This window comes from Paraflavitalea pollutisoli (genome assembly GCF_029360705.1).
Taxonomy (GTDB): Bacteria; Bacteroidota; Bacteroidia; order Chitinophagales; family Chitinophagaceae; genus Paraflavitalea; species Paraflavitalea pollutisoli.
This window is the reverse complement of sequence record NZ_JARKMX010000006.1, coordinates 125,175-149,907: the sequence shown is the minus strand read 5'-3', so window position 1 is coordinate 149,907 and position 24,733 is coordinate 125,175. Positions and strand designations below refer to the sequence as shown.

At 49.0% G+C, this 24,733-nt stretch carries 19 protein-coding genes; 13 read left to right on the top strand and 6 right to left on the bottom strand.

The genetic code is table 11. The annotated features are described in order from the left end of the window. The first annotated feature begins 60 nt into the window (after positions 1-60). Positions 61-3,540: a SusC/RagA family TonB-linked outer membrane protein gene (locus tag P2W70_RS13745; protein WP_276482050.1), complete on the top strand. Its 3,480-nt coding sequence runs from the start codon at positions 61-63 to the stop codon at positions 3,538-3,540. Positions 3,541-3,545: 5 nt separating this feature from the next. Further along, complete coding sequence (locus P2W70_RS13740; RefSeq protein WP_276482049.1) at positions 3,546-4,928, top strand: RagB/SusD family nutrient uptake outer membrane protein; 1,383 nt, start codon at positions 3,546-3,548, stop codon at positions 4,926-4,928. Between the two features lie 321 nt (positions 4,929-5,249). On the opposite strand, the gene P2W70_RS13735 is transcribed toward P2W70_RS13740, so the two are convergent. Next, a complete protein-coding gene (locus tag P2W70_RS13735) occupies positions 5,250-5,531 on the bottom strand; it encodes a DUF6520 family protein (RefSeq protein ID WP_276482048.1) in 282 nt (93 codons plus the stop codon). A gap of 82 nt (positions 5,532-5,613) precedes the next feature. After that, a complete protein-coding gene (locus P2W70_RS13730; protein WP_276482047.1) occupies positions 5,614-6,063 on the bottom strand; it encodes a MauE/DoxX family redox-associated membrane protein in 450 nt (149 codons plus the stop codon). A 626-nt stretch (positions 6,064-6,689) separates the two neighbouring features. Here P2W70_RS13730 and P2W70_RS13725 point away from each other — a divergent pair. From P2W70_RS13725 to P2W70_RS13705, 5 genes are all read left to right on the top strand, one after another. Continuing rightward, positions 6,690-7,277, top strand: a complete 588-nt coding sequence (locus P2W70_RS13725; RefSeq protein WP_276482046.1) for an SET domain-containing protein — start codon at positions 6,690-6,692, stop codon at positions 7,275-7,277. Positions 7,278-7,304: 27 nt separating this feature from the next. Continuing rightward, positions 7,305-7,535: a hypothetical protein gene (locus tag P2W70_RS13720; RefSeq protein ID WP_276482045.1), complete on the top strand. Its 231-nt coding sequence runs from the start codon at positions 7,305-7,307 to the stop codon at positions 7,533-7,535. An 11-nt stretch (positions 7,536-7,546) separates the two neighbouring features. Then, on the top strand, positions 7,547-8,197 hold the full coding sequence (locus tag P2W70_RS13715) for a YdcF family protein (RefSeq protein WP_276482044.1): 651 nt from the start codon (positions 7,547-7,549) through the stop codon (positions 8,195-8,197). A 79-nt stretch (positions 8,198-8,276) separates the two neighbouring features. After that, positions 8,277-10,202 carry a gamma-glutamyltransferase family protein gene (locus P2W70_RS13710; protein ID WP_276482043.1) on the top strand — a complete coding sequence of 642 codons (1,926 nt, stop codon included), beginning with the start codon at positions 8,277-8,279 and terminating at the stop codon, positions 10,200-10,202. 68 nt (positions 10,203-10,270) lie between these two features. Next, the gene (locus P2W70_RS13705) at positions 10,271-11,221 is read left to right on the top strand and encodes a DUF4034 domain-containing protein (protein WP_276482042.1); all 951 of its coding nucleotides are present in this window, start codon (positions 10,271-10,273) and stop codon (positions 11,219-11,221) included. A 3-nt stretch (positions 11,222-11,224) separates the two neighbouring features. Here P2W70_RS13705 and P2W70_RS13700 read toward each other — a convergent pair whose 3' ends face one another. From P2W70_RS13700 to P2W70_RS13685, 4 genes are all read right to left on the bottom strand, one after another. After that, a complete protein-coding gene (locus P2W70_RS13700) occupies positions 11,225-12,157 on the bottom strand; it encodes a D-2-hydroxyacid dehydrogenase (RefSeq protein WP_276482041.1) in 933 nt (310 codons plus the stop codon). An 81-nt stretch (positions 12,158-12,238) separates the two neighbouring features. Next, positions 12,239-14,680, bottom strand: a complete 2,442-nt coding sequence (locus P2W70_RS13695; RefSeq protein WP_276482040.1) for an outer membrane beta-barrel protein — start codon at positions 14,678-14,680, stop codon at positions 12,239-12,241. Positions 14,681-14,907: 227 nt separating this feature from the next. Beyond that, positions 14,908-16,965 (bottom strand): M56 family metallopeptidase, encoded by a 2,058-nt coding sequence (locus tag P2W70_RS13690; protein ID WP_276482039.1) that lies wholly within the window; start codon positions 16,963-16,965, stop codon positions 14,908-14,910. A 35-nt stretch (positions 16,966-17,000) separates the two neighbouring features. Then, a complete protein-coding gene (locus P2W70_RS13685) occupies positions 17,001-17,405 on the bottom strand; it encodes a BlaI/MecI/CopY family transcriptional regulator (RefSeq protein ID WP_276482038.1) in 405 nt (134 codons plus the stop codon). A gap of 131 nt (positions 17,406-17,536) precedes the next feature. On the opposite strand from P2W70_RS13685, the gene P2W70_RS13680 reads away from it, so the two are divergent. The 6 genes from P2W70_RS13680 to P2W70_RS13655 all read left to right on the top strand — a co-directional run bounded on the left by P2W70_RS13680 (position 17,537) and on the right by P2W70_RS13655 (position 24,462). After that, entirely contained in the window at positions 17,537-18,034 is a 498-nt protein-coding gene (locus P2W70_RS13680) for a DinB family protein (protein ID WP_276482037.1), read from the top strand. A gap of 207 nt (positions 18,035-18,241) precedes the next feature. Beyond that, the gene (locus tag P2W70_RS13675; protein WP_276482036.1) at positions 18,242-20,842 is read left to right on the top strand and encodes a matrixin family metalloprotease; all 2,601 of its coding nucleotides are present in this window, start codon (positions 18,242-18,244) and stop codon (positions 20,840-20,842) included. Positions 20,843-20,969: 127 nt separating this feature from the next. Then, positions 20,970-22,193 carry a sensor histidine kinase gene (locus tag P2W70_RS13670; RefSeq protein WP_276482035.1) on the top strand — a complete coding sequence of 408 codons (1,224 nt, stop codon included), beginning with the start codon at positions 20,970-20,972 and terminating at the stop codon, positions 22,191-22,193. 18 nt (positions 22,194-22,211) lie between these two features. Then, complete coding sequence (locus tag P2W70_RS13665; protein ID WP_276482034.1) at positions 22,212-22,913, top strand: LytR/AlgR family response regulator transcription factor; 702 nt, start codon at positions 22,212-22,214, stop codon at positions 22,911-22,913. A 174-nt stretch (positions 22,914-23,087) separates the two neighbouring features. Continuing rightward, a complete protein-coding gene (locus P2W70_RS13660) occupies positions 23,088-23,807 on the top strand; it encodes a dioxygenase family protein (RefSeq protein ID WP_276482033.1) in 720 nt (239 codons plus the stop codon). Between the two features lie 85 nt (positions 23,808-23,892). Beyond that, positions 23,893-24,462 (top strand): hypothetical protein, encoded by a 570-nt coding sequence (locus P2W70_RS13655; RefSeq protein WP_276482032.1) that lies wholly within the window; start codon positions 23,893-23,895, stop codon positions 24,460-24,462. Positions 24,463-24,733 lie beyond the last annotated feature (271 nt).

Sequence of the window (24,733 nt, the reverse complement as noted above, 5' to 3'; positions counted from 1 at the left end):
CAGGGAGCGAATGTAATCTGTTATCTACAAAAGGGTAGCGGAAAAAAACAACAGGGTGTAGTGAAAAGGGCCAGCATACTTCTAATAACCATCATTAACCTGCTCTGGAGCATCTGTGGATATGCCCAGGATACGGGCGTACAACAGCAGGAACTGGTGACCCTCTCTTTCAACAACGCTCCACTTACCACTATTTTTAAGGCAATCGAAAAACAGGTACGGCGTAGTGTCGTGTACAACGAGGATTGGCAACTTTCGAAGCGAAAGGCGACGATCCGGGTGAGTGCACAACCGTTGAAGGAGGTGATGACGCTGTTGCTGCAGGGGCATCCTTATACTTTTGAGTTGATGCAACAGGTGATCGTGATCATGCCGGCCGCGCCGACCGCGGTGAGGCCGGGTGGCGCGGGTACTGGATTGCTTTCTGAGTTTTCGGGCAGGGTGGTGAACCAGACGGGAGAGCCGGTGGTGGGGGCCAATATCCTGGCGATGGGCAGTAAAAACGAGCTGACAACTGATGCGAATGGAGGGTTTAGGATCGGAGTTTATGCCCAGGATAGTTTACGGGTAAGCTATGTGGGTTATCGTACGATGGTGATCCAAACACTTGGCAAACGCAGCCTACAGGTTACGTTGGAAACAAATGTATCAGAGCTGACGCAAGTGGTGGTCTCCACTGGTTACCAGAAACAGTCGATCGAAAAGCTGACGGGATCGTATTCTAAGTTGAACCAGGAGCTATTGAATTATAAGGTCACAACCAATATCCTGGACAGACTGGATGGGGTAACGAGTGGGATGATCTTTAATCCTGGTGTGATACCTGGTAACTCCCTTAACAAGGCATCGATCAGCATTCGTGGGCGCAGTACGATTTTTGCGAATCCGGAGCCGTTGATCATCCTCGACAACTTCCCTTATACTGGCGATATCAATAATATTAATCCCAACGACATAGAAAGTGTGACAGTATTGAAGGATGCTGCGGCTGCTTCCATTTGGGGCGCTCGTGCTGGGAATGGTGTCATTGTCATTACCTCCAAGATGGGCAAGTACAAACAAGCCATGAAGTTGTCGGTGAATGCGAATGTTACGGTGGGTGCTAAACCAGATCTCTATTACGACCCGCAGATGAGCTCGAGTGATTATGTGGAAGTGGAGAAGTTTCTGTTTGGGCAAGGTTTTTACAACGATAACGAGACTAACCCAACACATCCTGCGCTTTCGCCTGTTGTCGAAATCCTGATCCAGGAACGTGATGGATTGATCTCGTCAACAAAAGCACAATCACTCTTAGATGCCCTTAAACAAAATGATTTACGCCACGATAAAGACAAATACTTTTATCGCCCAAGCGTCAACCAGCAATACTCGATCAATGCCAGCGGTGGAGGCGAACAGAATCAGTATTACTTCTCAGCGGGGTATGACAGAAACCTAGGTAGTGAGGTCGGGAGCCAATACAATAGAATCACCGTCAATGCAAACAATACTTACGCTTGGTGGGATAAGAAAGTAGAGCTCAGCACAGGCATTATATTTACGGTTGCTGACGGTAAAGCCCCATCCCCGGAAACTCCTATCAGGACACCCTATGCCAAATTAATAGATGAAAACGGTCACCCATCGACCATCTACCTAAATTTAAGGAAGTCATATTTAGACACAGCAGGAGGCGGTCGCTTGCTTGATTGGACACATCGTCCTTTGGACGAGTTTAACTTAAGTAGTAACAAGAGTTCAGGAACCGATTATAGATTGAACGCAGGTTTAAAGATTAAGGCAACCAAAGGGCTTTTGATTAATCTACTGTATCAATACAATCGTGGATTTACAGATCTGAATAGATTTTATAGCCAGGAAACCTTTTATACGCGTAACCTGATTAATTTATATACACAACTAAACGGCAATACTACCCAAACTCCAATCCCTTACGGGGGAATTTTGGATAGGTTTAATTCATCGACCCAGGCACATATCATACGAAGCCAGATAGATTATACCAAAACATGGAATAGTAAACACTCCTTGACAGCATTTGGCGGGTCTGAAATACAAAGTCTTACCAGGGACCAGAAATATGACCGCGTATATGGCTACATCCAAGATCGACAAACAGGTACAGTTGTAGACTACAATTCAACCTTTCCGATGTACAACAATCCCTCCTATGAACAAAAAATTGACAATCCTAATAAAAGTTGGCGTATGATTGATCGCTTTATCTCCTACTTTATAAATACCGCCTATACGTTTAAACAACGCTATACTTTTACAGCCAGTGCACGCAAAGACGAATCTAACATTTTCGGGGTTAAGACAAATCAAAAAGGCGTTCCTTTGTGGAGTACAGGCTTTAGTTGGGAGTTGAGTAAAGAAACTTTCTATAAACAACAAAACTGGCTTCCTTATCTGCGATTTCGTTTAACCTATGGATATAATGGAAACGTGGATCGTTCGGTGTCTGCACACACAACCGCACTTATTACCAGTACCAATACTTATGGTGCCCCCAGTGGTAATATAGCTAATCCACCCAATCCCAATCTTCGTTGGGAAAAGGTAAGAATGACCAACCTGGGAATTGATTTTGCAAGTTTGAAAAACGTGATTACGGGAAGCCTTGAATTCTACCTTAGAAAGGCAGATGACTTGATTGGTAACAGCCCGCTCGATCCCACCACGGGCCTATCGAATTTCAGGGGTAATACAGCTAACATGAAGGGGAAGGGAGTTGATATAACGCTGAACACGCTAAACATCGCAACTACCCAATTTAAATGGAGTACAAACTGGCTATTTAGTTATACCTCCGACCAGATAACCAAATATCTGGTACAGCAGAATAATATTGGTAGCTACCTTAATACTGACTATATCAACCCTTTGGAAGAACGGCCTGTTTATGCCATTTATAGTTTGCCTTGGAGAGGGTTGGATCCACAAAATGGAGACCCGATTGGCGAGCTTGATGGCGTGCCCAGCAAAGACTACGTTAACATTCTGAAATCAGCAGATTTTAGTACACTTCGATATAATGGGCCGGCAAACCCTACTCTTTATGGAGCGTTACGTAACAATATTGAATGGAAAGGGCTCAGCATTTCCTTTAATATTACCTGGAAGGCGGGCTACTATTTTAGAAGATCTTCTGTGGATTATGATGAATTACTCGGTATGAATACAAAAGGGCACTCGGATTTTGCCAAACGTTGGCAAAGCCCCGGAGATGAACTTCACACAAATGTCCCCTCTCTCGACTATCCTATTAATACAACCCGAAATCAATTTTACAGACTTTCAAACATTCTAGTAGAAAAAGGAGACCATTTTAGATTGCAAGATGCACGAATACAATATAACCCAGGATATAAGGCATTAAGAAAACTGCCACTGCAATCAATACAGTTTTACATTTATGCGAATAATATAGGTCTTTTATGGAAAGCCAACAATCAAGGAATTGATCCCGATTACGTTGCGGGCTGGCCGCCTCCTTTTACAGTTGCTGGCGGTATCAAACTTGACTTTAAATAAAGTTTATGCTTAGATCGATAACTTCATGGCTGCTCTGCGCTATGCTTATAATCTTCGCTAGTTGCAACAAAAAGGAGTTCCTGGAGCAAAATCCAGACAGCAATATTTTTATTCCCACTACACTCGAAGACTGTCAGGCGTTGCTAGATAACGAAACTGTGATGAACGAATCCCCAGTATTAGGGGAGGTGGCAGCCGATAATTTTTTTATTTCGACGACTTTTTGGAATACGCTAACTCCAAGAGAGAAAAATGCTTACATATGGCATCCAAATTCTTTTGAAGGAATGGTTGCCAACGTTGTGGATTGGAACTCACCTTATAAGCAGGTATTTTATGCCAATGTTGTATTGCAGGCAGTAGAAAGTATTGAAATTACCTCCAGCAATGAGGTTAAATGGAAAGAGGTCAAAGGCCAGGCATTTTTTGCAAGAGCGCATGCCTTTTACCAGATAGCGCAACTCTTTGCCCCCGTCTTTAGTAGTAAAAACCCAGAAAGCATTCCAGGAATAGTGCTTCGCTTACAACCAGAAGTAGATGAAATAAGTCTTCGGTCTAGCCTCGAGGTTACCTATAGACAAATTATTCACGACTTAAAGGAAGCTGCTCGTTTTCTTTCCAACGATATTCCGTTATTGAATCGCAACCGGTCTTCGAAACCTGCAGCACTGGGATTGTTAGCGAGGACATTTCTCAGCATGGACGATTACAACCAAGCATTAAAATATGCAGACAGTTGCCTTCAATTATATCCGACGTTAATCAAATATGATACGCTAACAATTGGTCCCAACTCCAACCAGTTTAACAAATTCAATCCTGAAACGATTTACCAAAGTCGATTCGTAACCACCAACGTTCTCAGAGCTATCTCCGTAAGCAGTTGTGTTGTGGATAGTTCATTATATAGATCATACGAAACAAACGATCTTCGAAAAGCCGTCTTCTTCCGTGTTAACTCACAAAATACAATAAACCCCAAATCAAGCTACAACGGCACAAACCAACTATTTACCGGAATTGCAACCGATGAAATATATCTAATCCGAGCAGAATGCAATGCAAGGCTTGGAAATGTATCAGAAGCCATGGAGGATTTAAACACTTTATTGGAACATCGTTGGAGAATTTCCGCTTTCCGGCCGTTAACAGTACATAATGATGAAGAGGCATTAGACAGTATTCTTGCACACCGCAGGAAAGAATTGCCGTTTCGTGGATTGCGCTGGACCGACCTGAGAAGATTGAACAAAAACGGTGCTAATATAATTTTGAAACGATGGATCAATAATAAAGATTATGAACTCAGACCAGGTGACCTCCGCTACACTTTTCTGATACCTCCAGATGTAATCAGCTTCACCGGCATGCAGCAAAATCCAAGATAATTGGCGATATGTGGGCAAAAAAAGGTCCCGCCATGAAGACGGGACCGCACTAATCAAATACCATTAACCATTAAACCTTATCCTATGAAAACATGAATGTAGGACATTTTTCGAAATGTGGAAAATTTCCCCGCCAAGAATTAAACAAGGGAAAAATACATGCAAGTATTACACATTGATTTGCACTTAATTATTAAAATCTGAAAGTTGTGGCTGATATTAAGGATTTATTTAAAAGGAATTTATTTGGAGCCCGAAGGCCAAGCATTAAAAATGATTTCAATAGGTCGGCGATAAGCTTTTATGTTAAAATACGCCAAATTATTTGGTGCGGCTAGCCAAATCAATCCAGATTCCAAGCCTACATGGAGCATAGACATTAGGCTGACCTACCGGATTAGGTTTATAGTAAGTACAAGTAGTATTCTCGGTAAAATCACAATCATAATCAACACCGAATTCTCCCAGCGGAGAATAGGTATTCGCCACCTTATGATACTGCAGCGCATCCTCACACTGTAAACAATCGGGCCGGGTAGCAAAAGCACTTGTAATTGCGGCAACTGCAGCAATCACCATGAGCGAAACATTGCTCTTCTTCATAAATGGTAATGTCTTTGTTTTAATGCATTTTAGTGTCGCCTACTCTATTGGCAGGTTTTCGGCTTCCCCTGAAATTCGTTTATCAAGCAGCTGTTGCCATATTTTGCGTTGTCGTGATTCGTTGATCCTTCCTCTTGAGTATGATGCCTGTCAATGCAACGGCGACGAAGAACAGGTTGAACACTAAATGCTGTTCCCAACTCAGGTTCTCAATGACACCTCCACATGAGCAGGGTACGCGATCAAACACGTTGAGCAATATCAATATCGTATACAACGTAAACAATAGCATTAACACGAGCGATGCAACGAATCCCCACAGTTGGGTTCTGTTAAACATCAACAACAAGGAAATGATTACCTCCATGATCGGGAGCGTCCAAACAACAACAGGAGTCATCCAATTCGGAAAAGGCTGGTTATCCATCTGACCCGCGAAGGTGGAGAAGTCGAGCCATTTACTAACACTCGTATAAACAAACAATAACACCAGCAACGAAGAAAGCACCTCAATTACAACCTTCCGTTTCATATTGATTAAAGGGATAGATAACAAAGCCTGTCCTTAGACAATTCCGTCCAGGTTTCAACATGGCTCAACCGTAAAAATCATTTGTGTGATTCTTGAATTCTTCAGATCGATAAGGTAAATGGTGGGAAAAGTAGATCCGAAAGGATGCTTAGAAACAAATGTAATTAAAAAGGGTCCAGCTTGGCACAATGGAACAATTTATGACTTAAGTCAATTGCAAACGGCTGTTAGCGGTTGGAAGGTTTAATGAAATGATTTTGCGGGGGTAACTGGGAGATGGAGAAATAACGGGAGTATCGACTTGTGCTATAATATCCGGAGGGGTGAAAAGCTCAATGGGAATACCTGATTGAAATCAAATCAGGCTGTTTGTCGTGTTAATTGTTGATTAAAGATAATCTACAATTTATCTATAAACCAAATAATTATATGCAACTAACTTGCAAATTAACGCCGCACAGCCACGCCCCTATTGACTTCTACCCATAATCAGGTCGCACCGGCCAGCGCTAATAACTGTACGATCAACAATCAACCCCGATGTTTTCTCATGTCTATCATACAGAGACAGTTAAGAATAATTATCTTCGCCGCCTTATTAAAGTTCACCTACAAGCGAATATTGAATGGAACTACTCGAAAAGCAATTGAAAGTAAAAACATCCACCATCCCTGGCGCCGGAAAAGGATTGTTTACCTCCAAGTCCATACCCAAAGGAACCCGTATCGTTGAATACAAAGGGAAAGCCTCTACCTGGAAAGATGTCGAGCACAACGAAGGCAACAATGGCTACATCTACTACGTAACCCGTAACCTCGTACTGGATGCCGCCAACGACAAAACGGCCCTGGCCCGCTATGCCAACGATGCCCGTGGAATCGGCCGCGTAAAAGGCATTACCAATAACAGCGAATACATCAACGAAGGCAAGCGCGTATTTATCGAGGCGACCAAGGATATTCCCGCCAACAGCGAGATCCTGGTGCCTTATGGCCCCGAATACTGGCAGGTGATCCGTCACAACATCCGGGTTGAGAAGGAAAACGAAAAAGAACGCCTCAAGAAAGCAAAAAACGGCACTGCGAAAAACGGTGTAGCCAAAAATGGTACCGCTAAGAACGGCACTAAAAAAGCCACCAAGAGCAGCACCAAAAAAGCAAGCGCTCCCAAGGGCACGCCTGTAAAGAAGAAAGCCACCAAAAAGGCCAAATAAAGCGTTCTTTCTATCAATTACTTTACTATGGAAGACTATATCATCAACGTGGGCAAGATCGAAGAACTGCAAATGCTCAATGATGTTGCAGGACTGGATAGCATCTTCCAACGCGCTAAAGTAATGCTGGTAGGTGGCGGCATCGTAGCCGTTGTGCGCCACCAGCGCACCGGCGAAACCGACAGGATCGAAGAATTTTCGACCCTCGACGACCTGGCCGCCTACAAAGACCGCGTCTATAAATACCTTCATAGCTAACACCACCCCGTATGACCATCACCCCCGAAGTGCTGCGCCTTGCTCAAACACTCTGGGACTACCACCACCTGCTGCACTCCCTCCAAAAGTCGGATTGCATTTTTGTGTTGGGTAGCCATGACAAACGGGTGGCTACACGTGGAGCCGAACTGTACCTCGCAGGCTGGGCACCCCTGATCGTTTTCTCCGGTGGCCTCGGTAACCTCACCAAAGAGATCTGGACCGAAACGGAAGCCGATCAGTTTGCAGCGATCGCCCGCAATATGGGTGTGCCGGACCAGGCCATCCTCGTCGAAAACAAATCGACGAATACCGGCGAAAATATCCTGTTCACCCAGGAGTTGCTGAAACAACGCGGCCTCGATCCTGCCTCTTTCATCGTGGTGCAAAAGCCTTACATGGAACGCAGAAGCTACGCTACCTTTAAAAAGCACTGGCCAGAAAAATCCTTACTCGTTACCTCACCGCAGATCAGCTTCCAGGACTACCCCACTGAAGAGATCCCCCTGGAACGCGTGATCAACGTCATGGTAGGCGACCTGCAACGCATACGCATCTACCCCGAAAAAGGGTTTCAGATACCCCAGGAAATACCCGACACCGTATGGCAGGCCTTTGAACAACTGGTAGCGCTTGGATTCAACAAACACCTGGCTAAATAATACCAGCAGTCAATAGGATGGTTTCTAAGGATACGGATACCTAGTTCAATCCTTATCTTTAGGAACCAAACTTATTGACATGAGAATAGCCTGTTCCGCTCTCTTCTTACTCTTTATGACTGCTGTCGCCTTCGGACAGTCAACCCAGAAACCACCCTTACACGGTAAACACTGGATGGCCATCACCGGCAAACCACTGGCAGCTACCGCCGGCAGCATCGTCTTTCAAAAAGGCGGCAACGCCGTCGATGCCGCCTGTGCCATGCTCGCCGCTACCTGCACCATGTGGGATGTCTTGAGCTGGGGCGGCGAAACGCAGGCACTCATCTACAATCCCAAAACGAAAAAAGTTATTGCCCTCAACGCGATGGGCGTGGCACCTACTGGTGCTACCCCTGCCTTCTTTAAAGGCAAAGGCTACAGTTTTCCCCCGGAATATGGCCCATTGGCAGCCACTACTCCCGGTACGCCCGGCGGCATCTGCTATATGCTGGCTGAATACGGCACCATGAGCCTGAAAGAGATATTGGCCCCCGCTATGCAGCTCGCCGCTGGCTACCCCATCGAAGCGCAAACTGCCAACAGCATCGAACGAGGCAAAGCCCGCATCAAAGAATGGCCGTATAGCAAAGCCGTCTTCCTGACCCACCCCGGTGAAAAAAGGGAAGCCCCCGAAGCAGGTGAGATCTTCGTGCAGAAAGACCTGCTGGCCACCCTGCAAAAAATGGTCGATGCCGAACAAGCCGCTCTCCAACAAAAGAAAAGCCGCAAAGACGCCATCATGGCCGCTTACAACCGCTTCTATACCGGCGATATCGCCAAAGAATTCGTACGTGGTTGCCAGGAGCAGGGCGGTCTGATCACCCAGGAAGACCTGGCCCGCTGGAAACCTCTGTGGGAAGAACCCCTGCAAACAAATTACAAAGGCATCGATGTATACAAGCTGCGCGAATGGACGCAAGGCCCTATGCTGCTGCAAGGCCTCAATATCCTGGAGAACTTTGACCTGAAAAAAATGGGCTACAACAGCCCCCAGTATATTCATACCCTTTACCAAACCCTCAACCTCACCTTCGCTGATCGTGACTTTTATTATGGCGATCCGTACAAAGGTCCTGTGGAGCCCATCAAAGGTTTGCTGAGTAAAGACTACGCGAAAGAAAGAGCCAGGCTGATCAACCCAGACAAGAACGATGACAAGGCCGGTCCCGGTGACCCCTACCCTTTTGAAGGTAAAATCAACCCCTACACCGCGCTGCTGCAAGAAAGGGGTACGTTGGGAGATACCAGCGGCAACCGCCGAAATTTTGCCCCTGCCCATGACGTGCGCACCGGCATGAACGGTCAAGGGATCTCTACCTCCGCCGACCTGGCCATGCTGGAGGCCGAGTACCAGGACCGCCTGTGGCGTGGTACCACCTCGGTAGAAGCGGCTGATGAAGCTGGCTGGGTGGTATCCATCACCCCCAGCGGAGGCTGGTTACCTGCCTGCATTGCCGGTCAAACCGGTGTGGGCATGAGTCAGCGGATGCAAAGTTTTGTATTGGACTCTGTACTGAACCCCTTCAATGTGGTGCAGCCCGGACAAAGACCCCGCGTCACCTTAACGCCCTCGCTGGCTTTGAAAGACAACAAACCTTTCCTGTCATTTGCCGTACAAGGTGGCGACACGCAAGATCAAAACCTGCTGCAATGCTTCCTGAATGTGGTCGAGTTTGGCATGACGGCGCAACAAGCTGCCGAAGCTGCCAATATCAACAGCAACCAACTTTGGTTATCATTGGGTGGTACCAAAATAGCCGACCGCCAGCCTAAGCCAGGGCACCTGCTGCTGCACGCCTCTACCCCACCGGCAACGAGAGATGCGCTCAAAAAGATGGGTTATACCCTTACCTTCGATGACCGCACCAGTGGGCCCATCAACCTGATCTACTTCGACTGGAAGCATGGCAGTTTCTGGGGTGGTAGCAGTAATCACGGGGAAGACTATGGCATTGGCTGGTAGCACAGTGTAGATAGTTTCGAGTCTTTATCACCGATCTATAAACAGAAACCTTACAAACCGATCTCGTTATGCTGGGCAAACTTTTCAAGGCGCTTAGAGGTAAATCGGCGTCTGACATCGACCTGTCGCTTGGGTATGCACGCCTGCCGGAATTCAAAGGCTGGCTGGCACAACGTAACTATGAAGCTTTTGAATCGGCCTATGAAACACTGACCTGGGATGCCAAATCACTCGTCAACGAAGGTATTGGCCTGGATGCAGGTCAGGCCGGTGCGATCAAAGACTGGCTTTCACAACGTCCCGACTCTTATGCCGCCCACCTGTTTGCCGGTGTGTCGGAAACAGGTCTTGCCTGGATTGCGCGTACCGCAGGCATCGCCAATTCTGTATCGGGTGACCGGGCGCAGCAATTTTTCGAACACCTCGAAGCTGCGGATGAGCACTTGCAGCGGGCAGATGAACTGAACCAGGATGATGCTGAGATCTGTGCGAGAACCGTAAGAGTGTATATGGGATTGCAAACGGAAACCGAAGCCGCTACCAGTTATTTCGAAGCGGCCAAGAAACTGGTGCCCAATCACCTGATCGCCCACCTGATGATGATCAATTTCCTGAATCCCAAATGGGGTGGCAGCCTGGCGCAGATGCAACAATTTGCCCGGGACATGTATACGCCCGACAGTGGCAGTATACTCATTACGCTACCGCTGTTTGCCCTGGTGGAAGAATGGCTTCATTACGATATGAATGAGGAGCCGAAAAAGCATGCCCAGTTCTTCCGCGACCCGGCCATGAAGTCGAACATCAAGGCGCTCTACCAAAGTTACCGCGAAGAGGAAGACGGTCAATTGCTCATCCCGTACGTCTATAATTATTTCGCGTTCCTGTTGCACATGATCAACGAAACGGAACAGGCTAAAGAAGCAGGGCGGAAGATACCGGGTAAAATGACCGTGTATCCCTGGGCCTATATTGGCGTAGAATCGAACAAGGAAATGCTACACACCCTTAAGTTGTAATTACTAATATCCCCTTGAGAGTTCTACCTGGTTCTCAAGGGGTTCTTTGTGCAAGTAGTGTTGAAGGTTGGCAATAAACTGTTGGGCGATGCCGGTGAGCTCGTCTGCCTTTCCACCTCCGGTATGCTGTGTCAGGATCACGTTGTCCATCGCCCACAGGGGACTCGTTTCCGGCAGCGGCTCCTTCTCTGTCACATCGAGCACGGCTCCCCATAATTTTCCTGTACGGAGGGCGGCAATCAGCGCTTCTTCATCAGTCGTCTCTCCTCTACCAACGCTGGCATATACCGTTTGCGGCGTCATGGCGGCGATCATGTCTGCCGATACATATTTTTCCGCACTGCCTGGCAGCGTATTAATCACCAGCGTCGCCAATGGTAACTGTTGCAGCAGGGCTTCACGACTATGGATAGTAGCAGCGGGGTTGGTGCGCGCGGCCAATTGAACCTGACAGCCAAATCCCTCCAGCATTTCTTTCACCAGCGTGCCGATGGCGCCAGCGCCCAATACGATGGCTTTTTGATCGCCCAGCAACCGGAGGTTCAGCCGCAGCTTTTCGCCCTGCCAGTTCTTTTGCCGCTGCAAGGTCGTCAGCGTATGCAGGCCACGGTACATGGACAATACACCTCCTACAATGGTCTCTGCACAGGGGCGGGCGAAGAAATCTCCCATATTGGCCACCGGGATGGGTACGCTCATCCCCTCATATTCACTGAAGCCGGCGGAAGAAATCTGCCAGAACTTCAAGGCTGTGGGTAGTTGAGCTAACCACTCGCGTGGCGGATTGCCCAATATGAAATCGGCTTCTTCGTAGGCCTTGCGGTGTTCTCCTTCGGGCAGTTCCGTGCGTATCACGGCTTCTACTTCTTCGGGCAAATGTTCTCTGAGGTACTGATAGGCTGCATTATCCAATTTCCGGTAAACAAAAGCTTTCATCGTTGATCGTTTAAATCCTGATCTGTAACACTAATTACTGTGCCAACCTATCTAAGGTACGATCAATTGCGATTGCGTATGTTATATCCTTTGTGTTTCCGACTCGGCGCTTCCGGAGCTGCGTTTGCGTGTTTCGAAGGACTTTCCGAAATTATACGTGAAGTTGATGCCAATCGTACGTGTATCTGCCAGGTTGTAATACCGGCCTTTTGCATTCTTCAGGTTATTGATCAATCCATAATTGAGCCTGGTGAGGAAGGCATCGCTCACCGTCAGCTTGACGGAACCTTTGCCTTTGAGAATCTTCTTCTGCAGGCCACCGCCCAGCGTCCAGAAGTCGCCCAATACAAACTGGGTAGTGATGAGGTCGCCACGATAGAGGCCGAGTACTTCAGCAGACCAGCCTTTGCCAAGCCTGATCTGACTATTGAAGTTGGTGATGAAATTGTAACCTGCCGTGTCAAGTTTCTGGTTGTACAGGTCGGCCTTGAACGTGACATACTGTCCCAATCCAAACCAGTTGATCGTAAGCCAGGGAGCAGGCTGAAAGGAAGCATTGACCGTAAGGCTCAGGTACTGGGCTTTGCCCGTGTTGGCAGGACGGCTGTAGTACTGGTGTCCCTGCAGCTCGATCGTTTCGTTGATATCTCCATCGTAGAACTCATAATTGAGTGTAGTCGTGATCTTGTTTTTATAGACATGAGATAGTTCTACACTGTGGGCAATGGTGGGCTGCAAAAAGGGGTTGCCCACGTAGAAGGTAAATTTGTCGAGCGGAGATATAAAGGGATTGAGGTTGCCGAAATTGGGGCGCTGTATACGCTTGCCATAGGAGAATATCAACTGATTATTGGCAGCCGAATCCAGTTTATACGACAGGTAAAGTGTAGGAAACAGGTTGACATAATCCCGCTTGAAGGAAGAATCAGGCTTCATCACGTTGCCCAACTGGTGCCCGTTCATGATGGTATTCTCTGCGCGCAGGCCTGCCTGCACCGAAAAGCGGCTCCAATCCTTGCTGTAGTTCAGGTAGGCAGCATTGATATTCTCGCGGTAGGTAAAATGGTTGGTTTTGTCATAATCGGGATACGTAGTGCCATTCAATATCAGGTTATAGACGGCGATATTGTCGGTCTCGATCAGGCTGCTCTTGATACCCGCCTCTGCTTTTGCACCGCCCAACAGTGGATGGGTATAATCCGACTTGAAGGAGTAAATATGTATATCAGAAGGCAATGATCCCGACAGATCGTCTCTTCCTTTCACTGTTTGGTCGGCCCGATAACTGGCATTCTTATAATACTGATCCGCATCCGACGTATTGTAGACATAGTCGACATCGGCACTGAGTTCACGCCCCGTTTGTTTGAATTTATGCCTGAAGTTCAGCGAAGCAGTAGCCCGGCTAAAATCCCGGTTATCGATATTGTCGGCGGTGATCACCGAATCGAGTGCTCCTGCTGCGCCATAGAGGGAGCTTTTGTTGTTGACCGTACCGCGATAGGCATTGGTATTGCCGCTCACCATCAACCCCAAGGAATTGCTTTTATCGATGGTGTAGTCTACGCCCATCCTGGCCAGCCCCGAATTGGACTTTCTCCTGATCCAGGAGTGCTGATCGAACCGGGAATGGGGGGTACCATCGTCATTCACATACCGGCGTTCGATATCGAGATGACTGAACCCTTCATTATAATTGTAGCCGAGATTGAGGTAATAATTGAAAGCGTTGTTGCGGAAATTCAGGTTAAGGCTGTTGGCACTCTTGGGATAAAGGCCCTGGGTATAGCCGGGAGCGATGTTTCCATTGAACCCTTTCTGCTTGAGGCGCTTGGTTTTGATGTTGATCACCCCGGCATTGCCTGCGGCATCGTACCGGGCAGGTGGCCTGGTCATGATCTCGATCGACTCCAGCGTGCCCGAGGGCAGAGATTTGAGGTAAGCGGCCAGCTCGTTGCCAGAGAGATAAGTTGGCTTATCGTCGATAAAGATCACAACCCCTGATTTGCCGTTCATGCTGATATTACCATCCTGGTCGACGAGGATGCCCGGCGATTTATCCAGCACTTCCAGCGCATTGGTACCAGCATTGGAGATCAGCGCATCGACGTTTACCACTGTACGATCGATCTTACGTTCTACAAATGGCTTGCGGGCGGTAACGGTCACGGAGCTCAACTGGTCGGCGGAAGCCTGCTGTAGTACAATGGCCGGCAACTTCAGCACCGTACCTGTATGGCTGAACGAATCACTCAAGTATCGGGCAAAACCTACCGCTGTGACGGTTAAGCGATAGTTTCCCGCCTTGATATTGTCCAATTGAAACGTACCATCATCGGTGGTAAGGGCTACTTTCACCAGTGTGGTGTCGCCGGGCTTCACCAGGTTGATGGTGGCGGCAGCTACCGGCCGCTTACTGTTGTCGAGTACGGTGCCGTTGATGGTGGCTGTGGTCTGCGCCAACAGGCAGTAGGGTACCAATATCATGCTGCATGCCAGCATGAGGCGAATCATTTTCTTCATGTATGTGCAATTTTATGCAGGGCTGGCAGACAGGGTCTGCCCCGCAGGTCTTTATATATTCGTGAGGGTGGTAAAACTTTCTGTACGCAACCGAAACATTCCTCTTCTCTTACACCAAACTCCAGGCGACGTTTATAGAGCGCATAGGTAGCCCTTACCGGGCGAGGAATGTGCCGGTCGCAAAATACCTTATCTGTGCTGATTACTGATTTCCGCTGATCACATTCTTAGCGATCGATGGTGATCGTACTGCTGGTACGGTTACCTTCTTTGCTATACACGTAGCTATCCTTGGGAGTCTTGATGTACTTGTCCTGAAAGAATGACTGGAGGGATGCCGGCACCTTCACATTATTAACAACCACTTCATCCTTGTTGATCCTGAATGATAGTGGATTGGCGTACGTTGCGACGCCCGCAGCTACCAGCTCAGCGATGATTCCAGCAATTTCCGGATTTTCGTCAATGGTTTTGCTCTTCTTCAGCAGACTATCCGTTTTAAGTAGGTTCAATTTATCCTGCGCATGTAATTTTCCGCCAACCTTATCCAGGCTACCAAGCCTGGGGTGCTCTTTATCCCGGTTGTCCAGGAGTGTCTTCTGCTGATGCAGCCTGACCTGCTCGTCGCTCAGGCGGCTGGCTTCGGCCATCTTTTCGCGGGCCTGTGCTGCATTTTCTTTTACTTTCTCCCCTTTTAGCATCCTCTCTTCGGCTTCCATATTGCGGAATATCGCATTGACCTCATTGTAGTATTGGGGCATGGCATCGTTCAAAATCAGTTTTCCATCAACCATCAAACCCACAAGGCGGTTGTGGTCTACAGTGATTTTGTACTCTTTGCCTTCCCAGGTCAGCGTAATAACACCAGACATCACAGAATTCGCTTTGTGCAGCACCGGCATAGTATCGCCACGATCGTAAGTCGAGACATAAGGAGTGTATGCCTGGTTGACGGGCTCGTAGGGCGTTATATAGTTAGCCTTGTTCACAGGTTCCACCTTCTCCTGATAGGGTTCGCGGTAAGCGTTGTAAGGAGCTATGGCAGGAATGGTATCCGGTACACCTGGCTCCTTGCGGGTGGCTTGTGCGTCCATAGGTGCCTGTCCATCTTCGGCAGCTGGCTGATCGGGATCAGTCGTTGGTGATACGGGAGATCCTGGTTCGTCAGGTGCTAAACGCTCTACTGGTGCGAGTGTATCGGGCAGCTGTTGTTCATGATTGGTAGCCTCCTGCGCAATGGCCGGACGGGTAACCACCAGCGACAACAATAGGATCAGTCCAATACAAACAACCAGAAAGGTCTTCTCGGTCAGGTTCAGTGTTTTGTTGCTGTTGTTCACAATGCGCCTGACCCGGTTGAGCAACTGGTTCTTCTTGCCGGGAAAAGCCATTGCATAAGGTGTGGTGTTCTCCAGCTGGTACTCCTGAAAGGATACCAACGCATGTACATATTGCTTTCTGCTTTGGGTGACACCAATGGCCATATCGTCGCAGCAATGCTCTCTTTCGTCACGCAGCAGGGAGGACAGCCACAGTACGGCGGGATTGAAGAAGAACAGAGTTTCTGCAAAACTCTGCGCCAGGTTGACGAGGAAGTCACGGCGCCGGATATGGGCCAGTTCGTGCAACAGGATGGCCTCTACCTGCTCAGGCGGCAGGTTGGCCATGAGGCCTGCTGGTACCAGGATAATGGGTTTCAATATACCCGTTACCATAGGTACGGTCACCAGGCCCGACTCCAGCAATTGCACTGGCGCCCCTACTCCCAATAAATCAGCCAGCTCTTTTACGCGTTGGCCCCAGGGAGCAGCAGGTTGTTGTGTTTTATAGTGTCGTATCCTTTGTATATAAGCCAGACCGCTGATCAGCTTGAGCGCCCTGGCCATAAATACCAGGAACCAGATCGTTACCAGCAGGGTGGCATGTTCATTGAAATAACCCGTAAACTTTTCGATGTAATCCTCTCCACTATTGGCTTCGAGGCTGGTGCCCAGGGGAAATACTTCGTGGTGAGTGGCATCAATCGTTTTGTCAACGAATTCATAACTGGCAACCGTGCCAGTTGGTGTCTTCGTATTCAACTCTACAATAAAAGTTCCGGTCGCTACCGACATGAACACCAGGAACAGTATGGCCAGCATATTGTACCGAAAGGCGGCCGTGCGCTTTTTGGTCAGCATCATCATCAAGCCCGCTCCTGCCGCGAGGATCAGCCCCTGCCACAGCGAGTGGACGAGTGTCCAGCAGATGGCCTTCATCAGGCTGGCCGGAAGCCATTGGTTCATGAACAGTAGTTGCATAGGTGAGGTGTATTGGGTGGTTATTTCTTGCCGTCTTCCATTTTATCCAGCAGGTCTTTCATGGCCTGCAGTTCTTTTTTGGAGGTCTTTTTGTTGCCCAGCAGCTGCATCATGAGGCTGGAAGCCGACCCATTGAACATCGAATCGACAAAACGGTCGAGTAACAAGCCTTTTGTTTTCTGCTCTTCCAGTGCTGCACTATATATATGCTTCATGCTGCTTTCATCGCGGTCGAGCATCTGCTTTTCGACCATGATCTGCATGAGCTTGAGCGTGGAGGTATATTGTACGGCGCGCTTTTGCTCGTTGAGCTGGTCATTCACAAAACGCACGGTAGAAGGACCATGCGCCCAAAGCACCTGCAGTATTTCCAACTCCGATTTGGTGGGCTCGGGCTGTTTATGGATGGGTTGTTCTGCTGTCATGGAATAAAGATAGGAATTATTTCGTACGAACAAATACCTACCCCTATATTTTTCTTTTTCTTCTCCTGCCACCTACTGACATAGGGCTGTCACTAACCCTGGTTTTCTTTGTATTACTAAAACAAACCACTATGTCAATCATCCCGTCACTGATCAAGGAACTGAACCAGGAAGCTGCTACCACCCGTAAGATGTTGTCGCGGGTACCGGAAGATAAATACGACTGGACACCCCATGAAAAAAGTATGACTATACGGCGTCTGGCCGGGCATATTGCCGAGTTACCGGGTTGGGTGGATATGACGATTAGTACCAGTGAGCTGGACTTTGCGGCAAACCCGTATACATTTCCGCCTGTTCAGAATAACGAGGAGCTGCTGGCATTTTTCGATAAGAATGTAGCGTCTGGCAACGTGGCACTCGAAAAAGCGACCGATCAAGATCTTTCCGACAACTGGACATTGCGCAACGGCGACCAGGTATACAGTGTAAGCAGCAAAGCCGAAGTGATCAGGATGGCTTACTGCCAGACGGTGCACCACCGCGCGCAACTGGGTGTATACCTGCGATTGCTCAATATTCCGATCCCGGGCAGTTACGGTCCCAGCGCTGATGAGGTGAACTTCTAATCCACTGGCGGATAAATACGAGGTAGCCATGCTCGTATTTATCCGCTTCTTATTTTATCTCGTTGAAGCATTGAGGGTTAGTGAAAGTGGTATGATGGCTGGTAATACAAAGCCAGAAAATCCACGATGAATGGAAGCTTGAGCGCAAACTATATTTTAATTTTTTGCGTTCTGTAGGGGCATCCAGCATCCTTTTAACCCTCATTTATGAAGAACCAGCTAACCCTTGTTCCCTTTCTTTTATTGCTATTCTGCCTTCCTCTATTCCTATCGGCCAATGAGCTATACCCTGTTTCACTACCGCAACGGGTTCGTTATTCCAACCTGATCGCCGAAGGCAAGGTGGTGGGACAATCGGCCTTTACCGATGCCCTGGGCAATATTTATACAAGTAACCGCATTCGTGTTTACCGGCTATTCAAGGGAACCCTGCAAGGGGAGGAAATCGAGATCATTACGCACGGTGGCGTACTCGGTGATCGTATGGATGTGTATTCTTCGTATCTGCAGTTGTCTACCGGCCAATCGGGCATCTTCTTTTGTATGCCAGCTACCATCCAGTCCACAGGCCGGCAGGCAGGCAATACGCCAGCTTACATGGTTTACAGCAGCATGCAGGGGCTTATCCACTATGATACAAAATATCTGCGGGCCACTGATCCCTTTAAACAGTACACGTCGATCGATGCTGCCGTTGCGGCAGTACGGCAACTGACCCACCAGGAAACGAAGCTACGTGCCAACCCGGACCTGTTGGTAAATGACTTCACCACCCTGGGCGTTGCGGCCATCCCGGCCATTTCAAATTTATCGCCTACCACCATCACAGCTGGCACCGGATCTGTATTGACCATCACGGGTACCAATTTCGGCGGTACGCCCGGCAAGGTCGAGTTTCGTGATGCCAACACGGGCGGCACTACCTGGATAGAGGCCAACAGCTTTGACATCGTATCCTGGACTGACGTAGAGATCCGGGTGGTTGTTCCTTCATACAGCACTACTGGGCGGCCAGCCGGCAGCGGTCAGATACGTGTAACCAATGCTGACCCCAATTCAGTAATCAGCGCAGCTAGCATTACGGTCCCTTATGCCCATATCAATATTCCGTATAGCGGCGCCACTTATCGCGCAAAACATGTCAATAAAAATGGTACCGGTGGCTATACTTTTCAAATGGAAACCAATTTCGCTGCTTCCGCTGCCAAAGCATCCTTCCAACGAGCGATGGATACCTGGACCTGCAGTACGGGCATGAATTGGACAGTGGGTGCCAACACTTCCGCGAATGTTGCCGCCGATGACGGGATCAGCCTGGTCACTTTCGACAACAGTGCGCCGCTTGGTGCCGGTATACTGGGCGTTTGTTTATCCCGTTACAATGGCTGCATCAGCGCTGGCGTGGTCAGATGGTTTGTATATGAGCTGGATGTAACGTTTCGCAGTACGACCAATTGGGAGTACGGGCCTGCAGCTCCGGTGAACCCCAAGGTAGATTTTGAAACAGTGGCAGTGCATGAACTTGGACACGGACAACAATTGACCCATATCATCAACCCGGGAGCGGTGATGCATTACGCTATTGGTGCCGGTACGCAGTCCAGAACGCTCAGCGCGGATGATATCCTCGGAGGCAATGTGATCACCTCAGCGGGATTTACCACTACCACCTGTTCAAATCCGATGCTGCAACCCGGCAATGTGTATTCACTGTCTGGTATACAGGGCAGCAACCAGGTTTGTGTGAGCAATACGGTATCGGCAGGCGGCACCACTTACACCGACGCCTATTGCCGTGCCATTGCCCGGGTGGTACCTTCTGGTGCTACACCTGTTAGTGGATCGATCAGCGCCTGTGTCAAATATGAATCCAGCACGCCTACTTTCAATAGCCAACCTTTCAGCGAGCGGCACGTTGATCTGTCGCCATCTTCGGGCGGCGCTACGGCCACAGCCACCATCACTCTCTATTATAGTCAGGCTGAGTTTACTGCTTACAATAGCAATAACGGCGCCTTTCCAGATCTCCCGACCGGCGCTGCCGATGCTACCGGTATTGCCAACCTGCGGGTGAGTCAATACAAGGGCATGAGTGGCACGGGCCTGCCCGGCAGTTATTCGGGCAGTACCACCATTATCGATCCCAATGACGCAGACATCGTTTGGAATGCTACCGCCAGCCGGTGGGAGGTGAGTTTCGCGGTCAATGGGTTCAGCGGCTTTTATGTTCACACCTCTGCTTCGTCGGCTTTGCCGATCCGGTTGGTGCAATTTGGGGGAACGATCCAACCACAACACAACCTGCTCCAATGGACTACATCGGGCAACGAAACCATCAGCCATTTTGAGGTGCAGCGTAGTACGGACGGCATTCGCTTCACTACGGTCGGTCGGGTGAATGGTGTTGGTAATGCTACGACAGATCAGGCCTATCAATACCCCGATGATATTCGTCAAACCAGTAACACGATCTTATATTACCGCCTGCGCGTGATTGCCGCCAATGGCGGGGAGTCCTATAGCCAGGTCATTACCCTGAAACGGGGCAACAGCGCCTTCCTGGTCACTGCCCTGCAGAATCCCTTCGCCGGCCAATTGCAGATCAGCATTCATTCGCCCAAGGTGCAACAGGCCGAGCTGCTGCTGACCGACATGAATGGCCGTATCGTGCTGCGGCAGCCAGTTTCCCTGTCGAACGGACACCGGATTCTGGATATCGCGGCTGCTCCATCAATCCCCGGCGGCACCTACCTGTTGACGATTGCCACGGCCACCGATCGCCAGGTGCTGAAAGTGGTAAAACAATAACCAACGCTTAAACGCTTTTCCAGGGGCTGGCCATTTCGATGGTCAGCCCCTGGTCTTTTTACCCATACATACGGCCCATACGCCGGTACACGGCGGTTTCTGTACATTTATTATCGTTTATTTGCCTATGTACCGCGTCAAAACGCCCACCATCGTATCGCATATAATCGGGTGGCTTATCTTTCTAAGCCTGCCGTTTCTCTTTATTGCCGGTCATTCGGGCAATGACCGCGCGCTATCTACCATCAGTACCGGGTGGTATTGGCTGCTGTTCGGCACCTATGTCTGCGTGTTTTACCTGCATACATACGTGCTGTACCCGTTGCTGTACCTGAAAAAGAAATATGCCTGGTATTTCAGCATCCTGCTGGTGATGCTGGCAAGCGTCTATTTCCTGCGTCCGTTCGACAGTCTCTTCTTTCAGCTATCGGGAAAAGACAAGTGGAAGGAAGAATTCCGTCGGCCAGGCATGGAAGCCAGAGAACGCAAGTGGGCAGATTCGGCTACCTGGCAGGGTCGCGAGGGATCCGGCTCGCAGGGATTCGAGCCCGGCACCCGGTCGCCATCGCAGGATCGGGCTTTCAAACCGCCTCCCAATATGGGTGAACGCGGGCCGATGCCTGGCCGCGGACCGCGGCGCCGCCCCTTCGATGTGGTCAGTATCTTTCTTTTTCTGCTGGCCCTGTCGTTGGGCATTGCCTTGCAAAGCACGTGGCGCTGGCGTATGACAGAGAAGCGGGCCCTGCAGGCAGAAGCTGACCGTGCACAGGCCGTGGCCGACAAAGCGCAGGCTGAGCTGTCGTTCCTCAAAGCACAGATCAATCCTCATTTTCTCTTCAATACCCTCAACAATATTTACTCGCTGGCGGTGACTAACAGTGAGCATACAGCTGCCAGCATTATGAAGCTGTCGAATATTCTGCGGTATATCACTGACGAGTCGGCGATGGACCTGGTGTCTTTGCAAGACGAGATCGATTGTATCCGTGACTTTATCGCCCTGCAACAATTGCGGCTGGGACAAAAAACGGTGGTATCCTTAAACGTGGAAGGGCCTACTGAAACACTGTCGATCCCGCCGCTCGTACTGATGACATTCGTAGAAAATGCTTTCAAATACGGCATCAGCAGTCATCATACTTCGACGATCGACATCACCATCAAAGTGGATGGCCGGCATATCTATTTCCACTGCAGCAATGCCCTCTTTCCGCGGAAGCAAACAGAAAGAACCGGCATCGGCATTACCAATACCCAGCAGCGACTGGAACATCTCTACCCCAACCGGCATTCGTTAAACATTTCCACCGAAAACAACCTTTTTACGGTAGTATTGGAATTAGACACTTAACCACGCATTGTAGTTATTATGGCTTTAAGATGTATCGCTATCGACGACGAGCCGCCGGCACTGGCGCTGATCCGGGAATACATTGCTCAGTTTCCCGGCCTTCAATTGCTGCAAACCTTTGATGATGCCATCAGTGGGGCCGAATACTTACGGCAGCAGCCGGTAGACCTGCTGTTCATCGATATCAATATGCCCGATATTACGGGGCTGGACCTGGTACGTTCGCTGCAGGAACGGCCGCTGATCATTTTCACGACGGCCTATAAGAAGTTTGCCCATGAAGGGTTTGAACTTGATGCTGTAGACTATTTACTGAAGCCCATCGCATCGGAACGTTTCGCGCGGGCGGTACAAAAGGCGATCGAGTTTCACGAATACAAAAGTAAACCACGGTACGAGCAGGAAGAAAGCCTGTTCATCTACTCCGAATACAGGATGATGAAGATCAACCTACAGGATATAGAATCGATCGAAAGCCTCGAAGATTATATCAGGATACACCGGGTGAACGACAAACCGGTGCTGACGCTGATGACCCTAAAGGGCGTGCTGGAGAAACTACCTTCTTCTAAATTCAAGCGTATTCACCGAAGCTATATTGTAGCGGTCGACAAGGTAAAGTCCATTCTCAACAGAAAGGTCACCATGACTTCCGGCGCCGAATTGCCGGTCAGCGACAGCTATACTTCTTTCATCAATGAATGGAAGAAGCAGTCTTAAAGAAGCCTCTGGCTGTTAAAGCATTCACAACAAAACAACCCGCAAAAGCAGTACTGGCGGGCCTTTGCAGGATTCACCGATACATAAGGCAGGGTGATCTATCAAAGTTTCCCTGCTCCGGATAATTGATAAGATTTGCTGTTACAATCTTCTTGCTAACAAAATCTTTCATTTATGGAGCAGTCCAGAAAAAACTTCCTCAGACACCTGATCGTGGGCAGTACGGCGATGCCATTGATCATCAACGCGTGCAAAAAAGGCAGCGGTGATGATGACGGAGCCAGCTATAGCTCGGCTTCGGGTGATTGTGCAGTCACCGATACCGAAACCGATGGCCCCTACCCTTTGTACAATAGCCGTGGATCGGCCATCAACCGGGTGGATATCACCGATGGCAAAACCGGTTTACCGCTCGATATGACGATCACCGTCCGCAACGTGAATGACAGCTGTAATGTATTGGCAAATGCCCGCGTCGACGTCTGGCACTGCGATAAAGACGGTTATTATTCTGGCTATTCCAATTCGGGTTACCTGGGCACGCAAAACAATTCCGAAGCAGTTTTCTGCCGTGGCCTCCAATATACCGATAGCCAGGGACAGGTAAAGTTTACCAGTATTTATCCGGGTTGGTACACGGGCCGTGTTACCCATGTCCATGCACAGATCTATGTGGGCACTTCGCTGAAGCTGACTACGCAGATCGCTTTCCCCGATGCCATCAATACGGCTGTTTACAAAACCAGCCTGTATTCGGCCCACGGACAAAACTCCATCACCAATGCCGGTGACAACATTATCCAGGATTCGCTGGACAATGAACTGGCGACCGTGACTGCCAACAGTACTACGGGTGGCTATAACCTCGTACACACCATTTACGTAAAAGCTTAACCGAGCCTGCCGGGCCGCGGAGATATATCACACTACAGAGAGCCGGAACCAAACAGGCGGCCCGGCTGGTTCTCAACTTATACTTATGTATCCAGCTTCTATCCGCCTTACCTATCGACAGCTGATCGATCACAGGGCGCGCAGCGTATTTGAACAAGCCGTTTTTGAAGACAGCTATGCCGAATTGTTGATGCAGGCGCAGCGCTATAATAAAGACAACCAGTTTACGCGGCTGCAGGATATCATCGCCCATGACCCCAAAGCCAACTCTTTGCATTATAAGGTGGGGTTTGCCGTTGGCTTGTATATCCGACAGTTGAACCAGATAGTACCTGGTATATCAGATACACTGGGTAAGGTCGCTATCACCTTTTCGCAATATGAATTTGCCCTCGTCGATTCCGACCTCGCCAACAAACGACAACACCAGGTATCCATTACTTATACTACCGAGCCTTTCCTGTTTTTCGGTAGCGTGAGTAATAACCTGATTGTAAGTAGCGATAATGTGTCGGTACTGGAGCACCATGGCTGGGCGACCACTTTCTTACTTCCCCTGCATGAGGGACTGACCATTTCGGAGTATCGACCTCTACCTTCTTTTACGCATGACGAACAACCTATTGTTTATCATACAGCTCCTGCAACTACCTGATCTTTATATTAATCCAACGGCTCCACCAAACGCCCTCCAGCACCGCAATCCGGTGTTCAAAACTACCACAATGTGGTATTGCTGGCGTTTAGTGGAGCCGTTACCTTTATAGCCAACCTTTAAAAACAACTATCGCTATGAGTATTTCCATCCATGTCCTTAGCTGATATCTCTTCCCGCACTTTCCTGCCGCCTACTATCACCGCCTGTTGATGATCTAACTTTGGGGGCATCTGTTGAGCCCGCCATGCCATGACAGATCATGACTTGA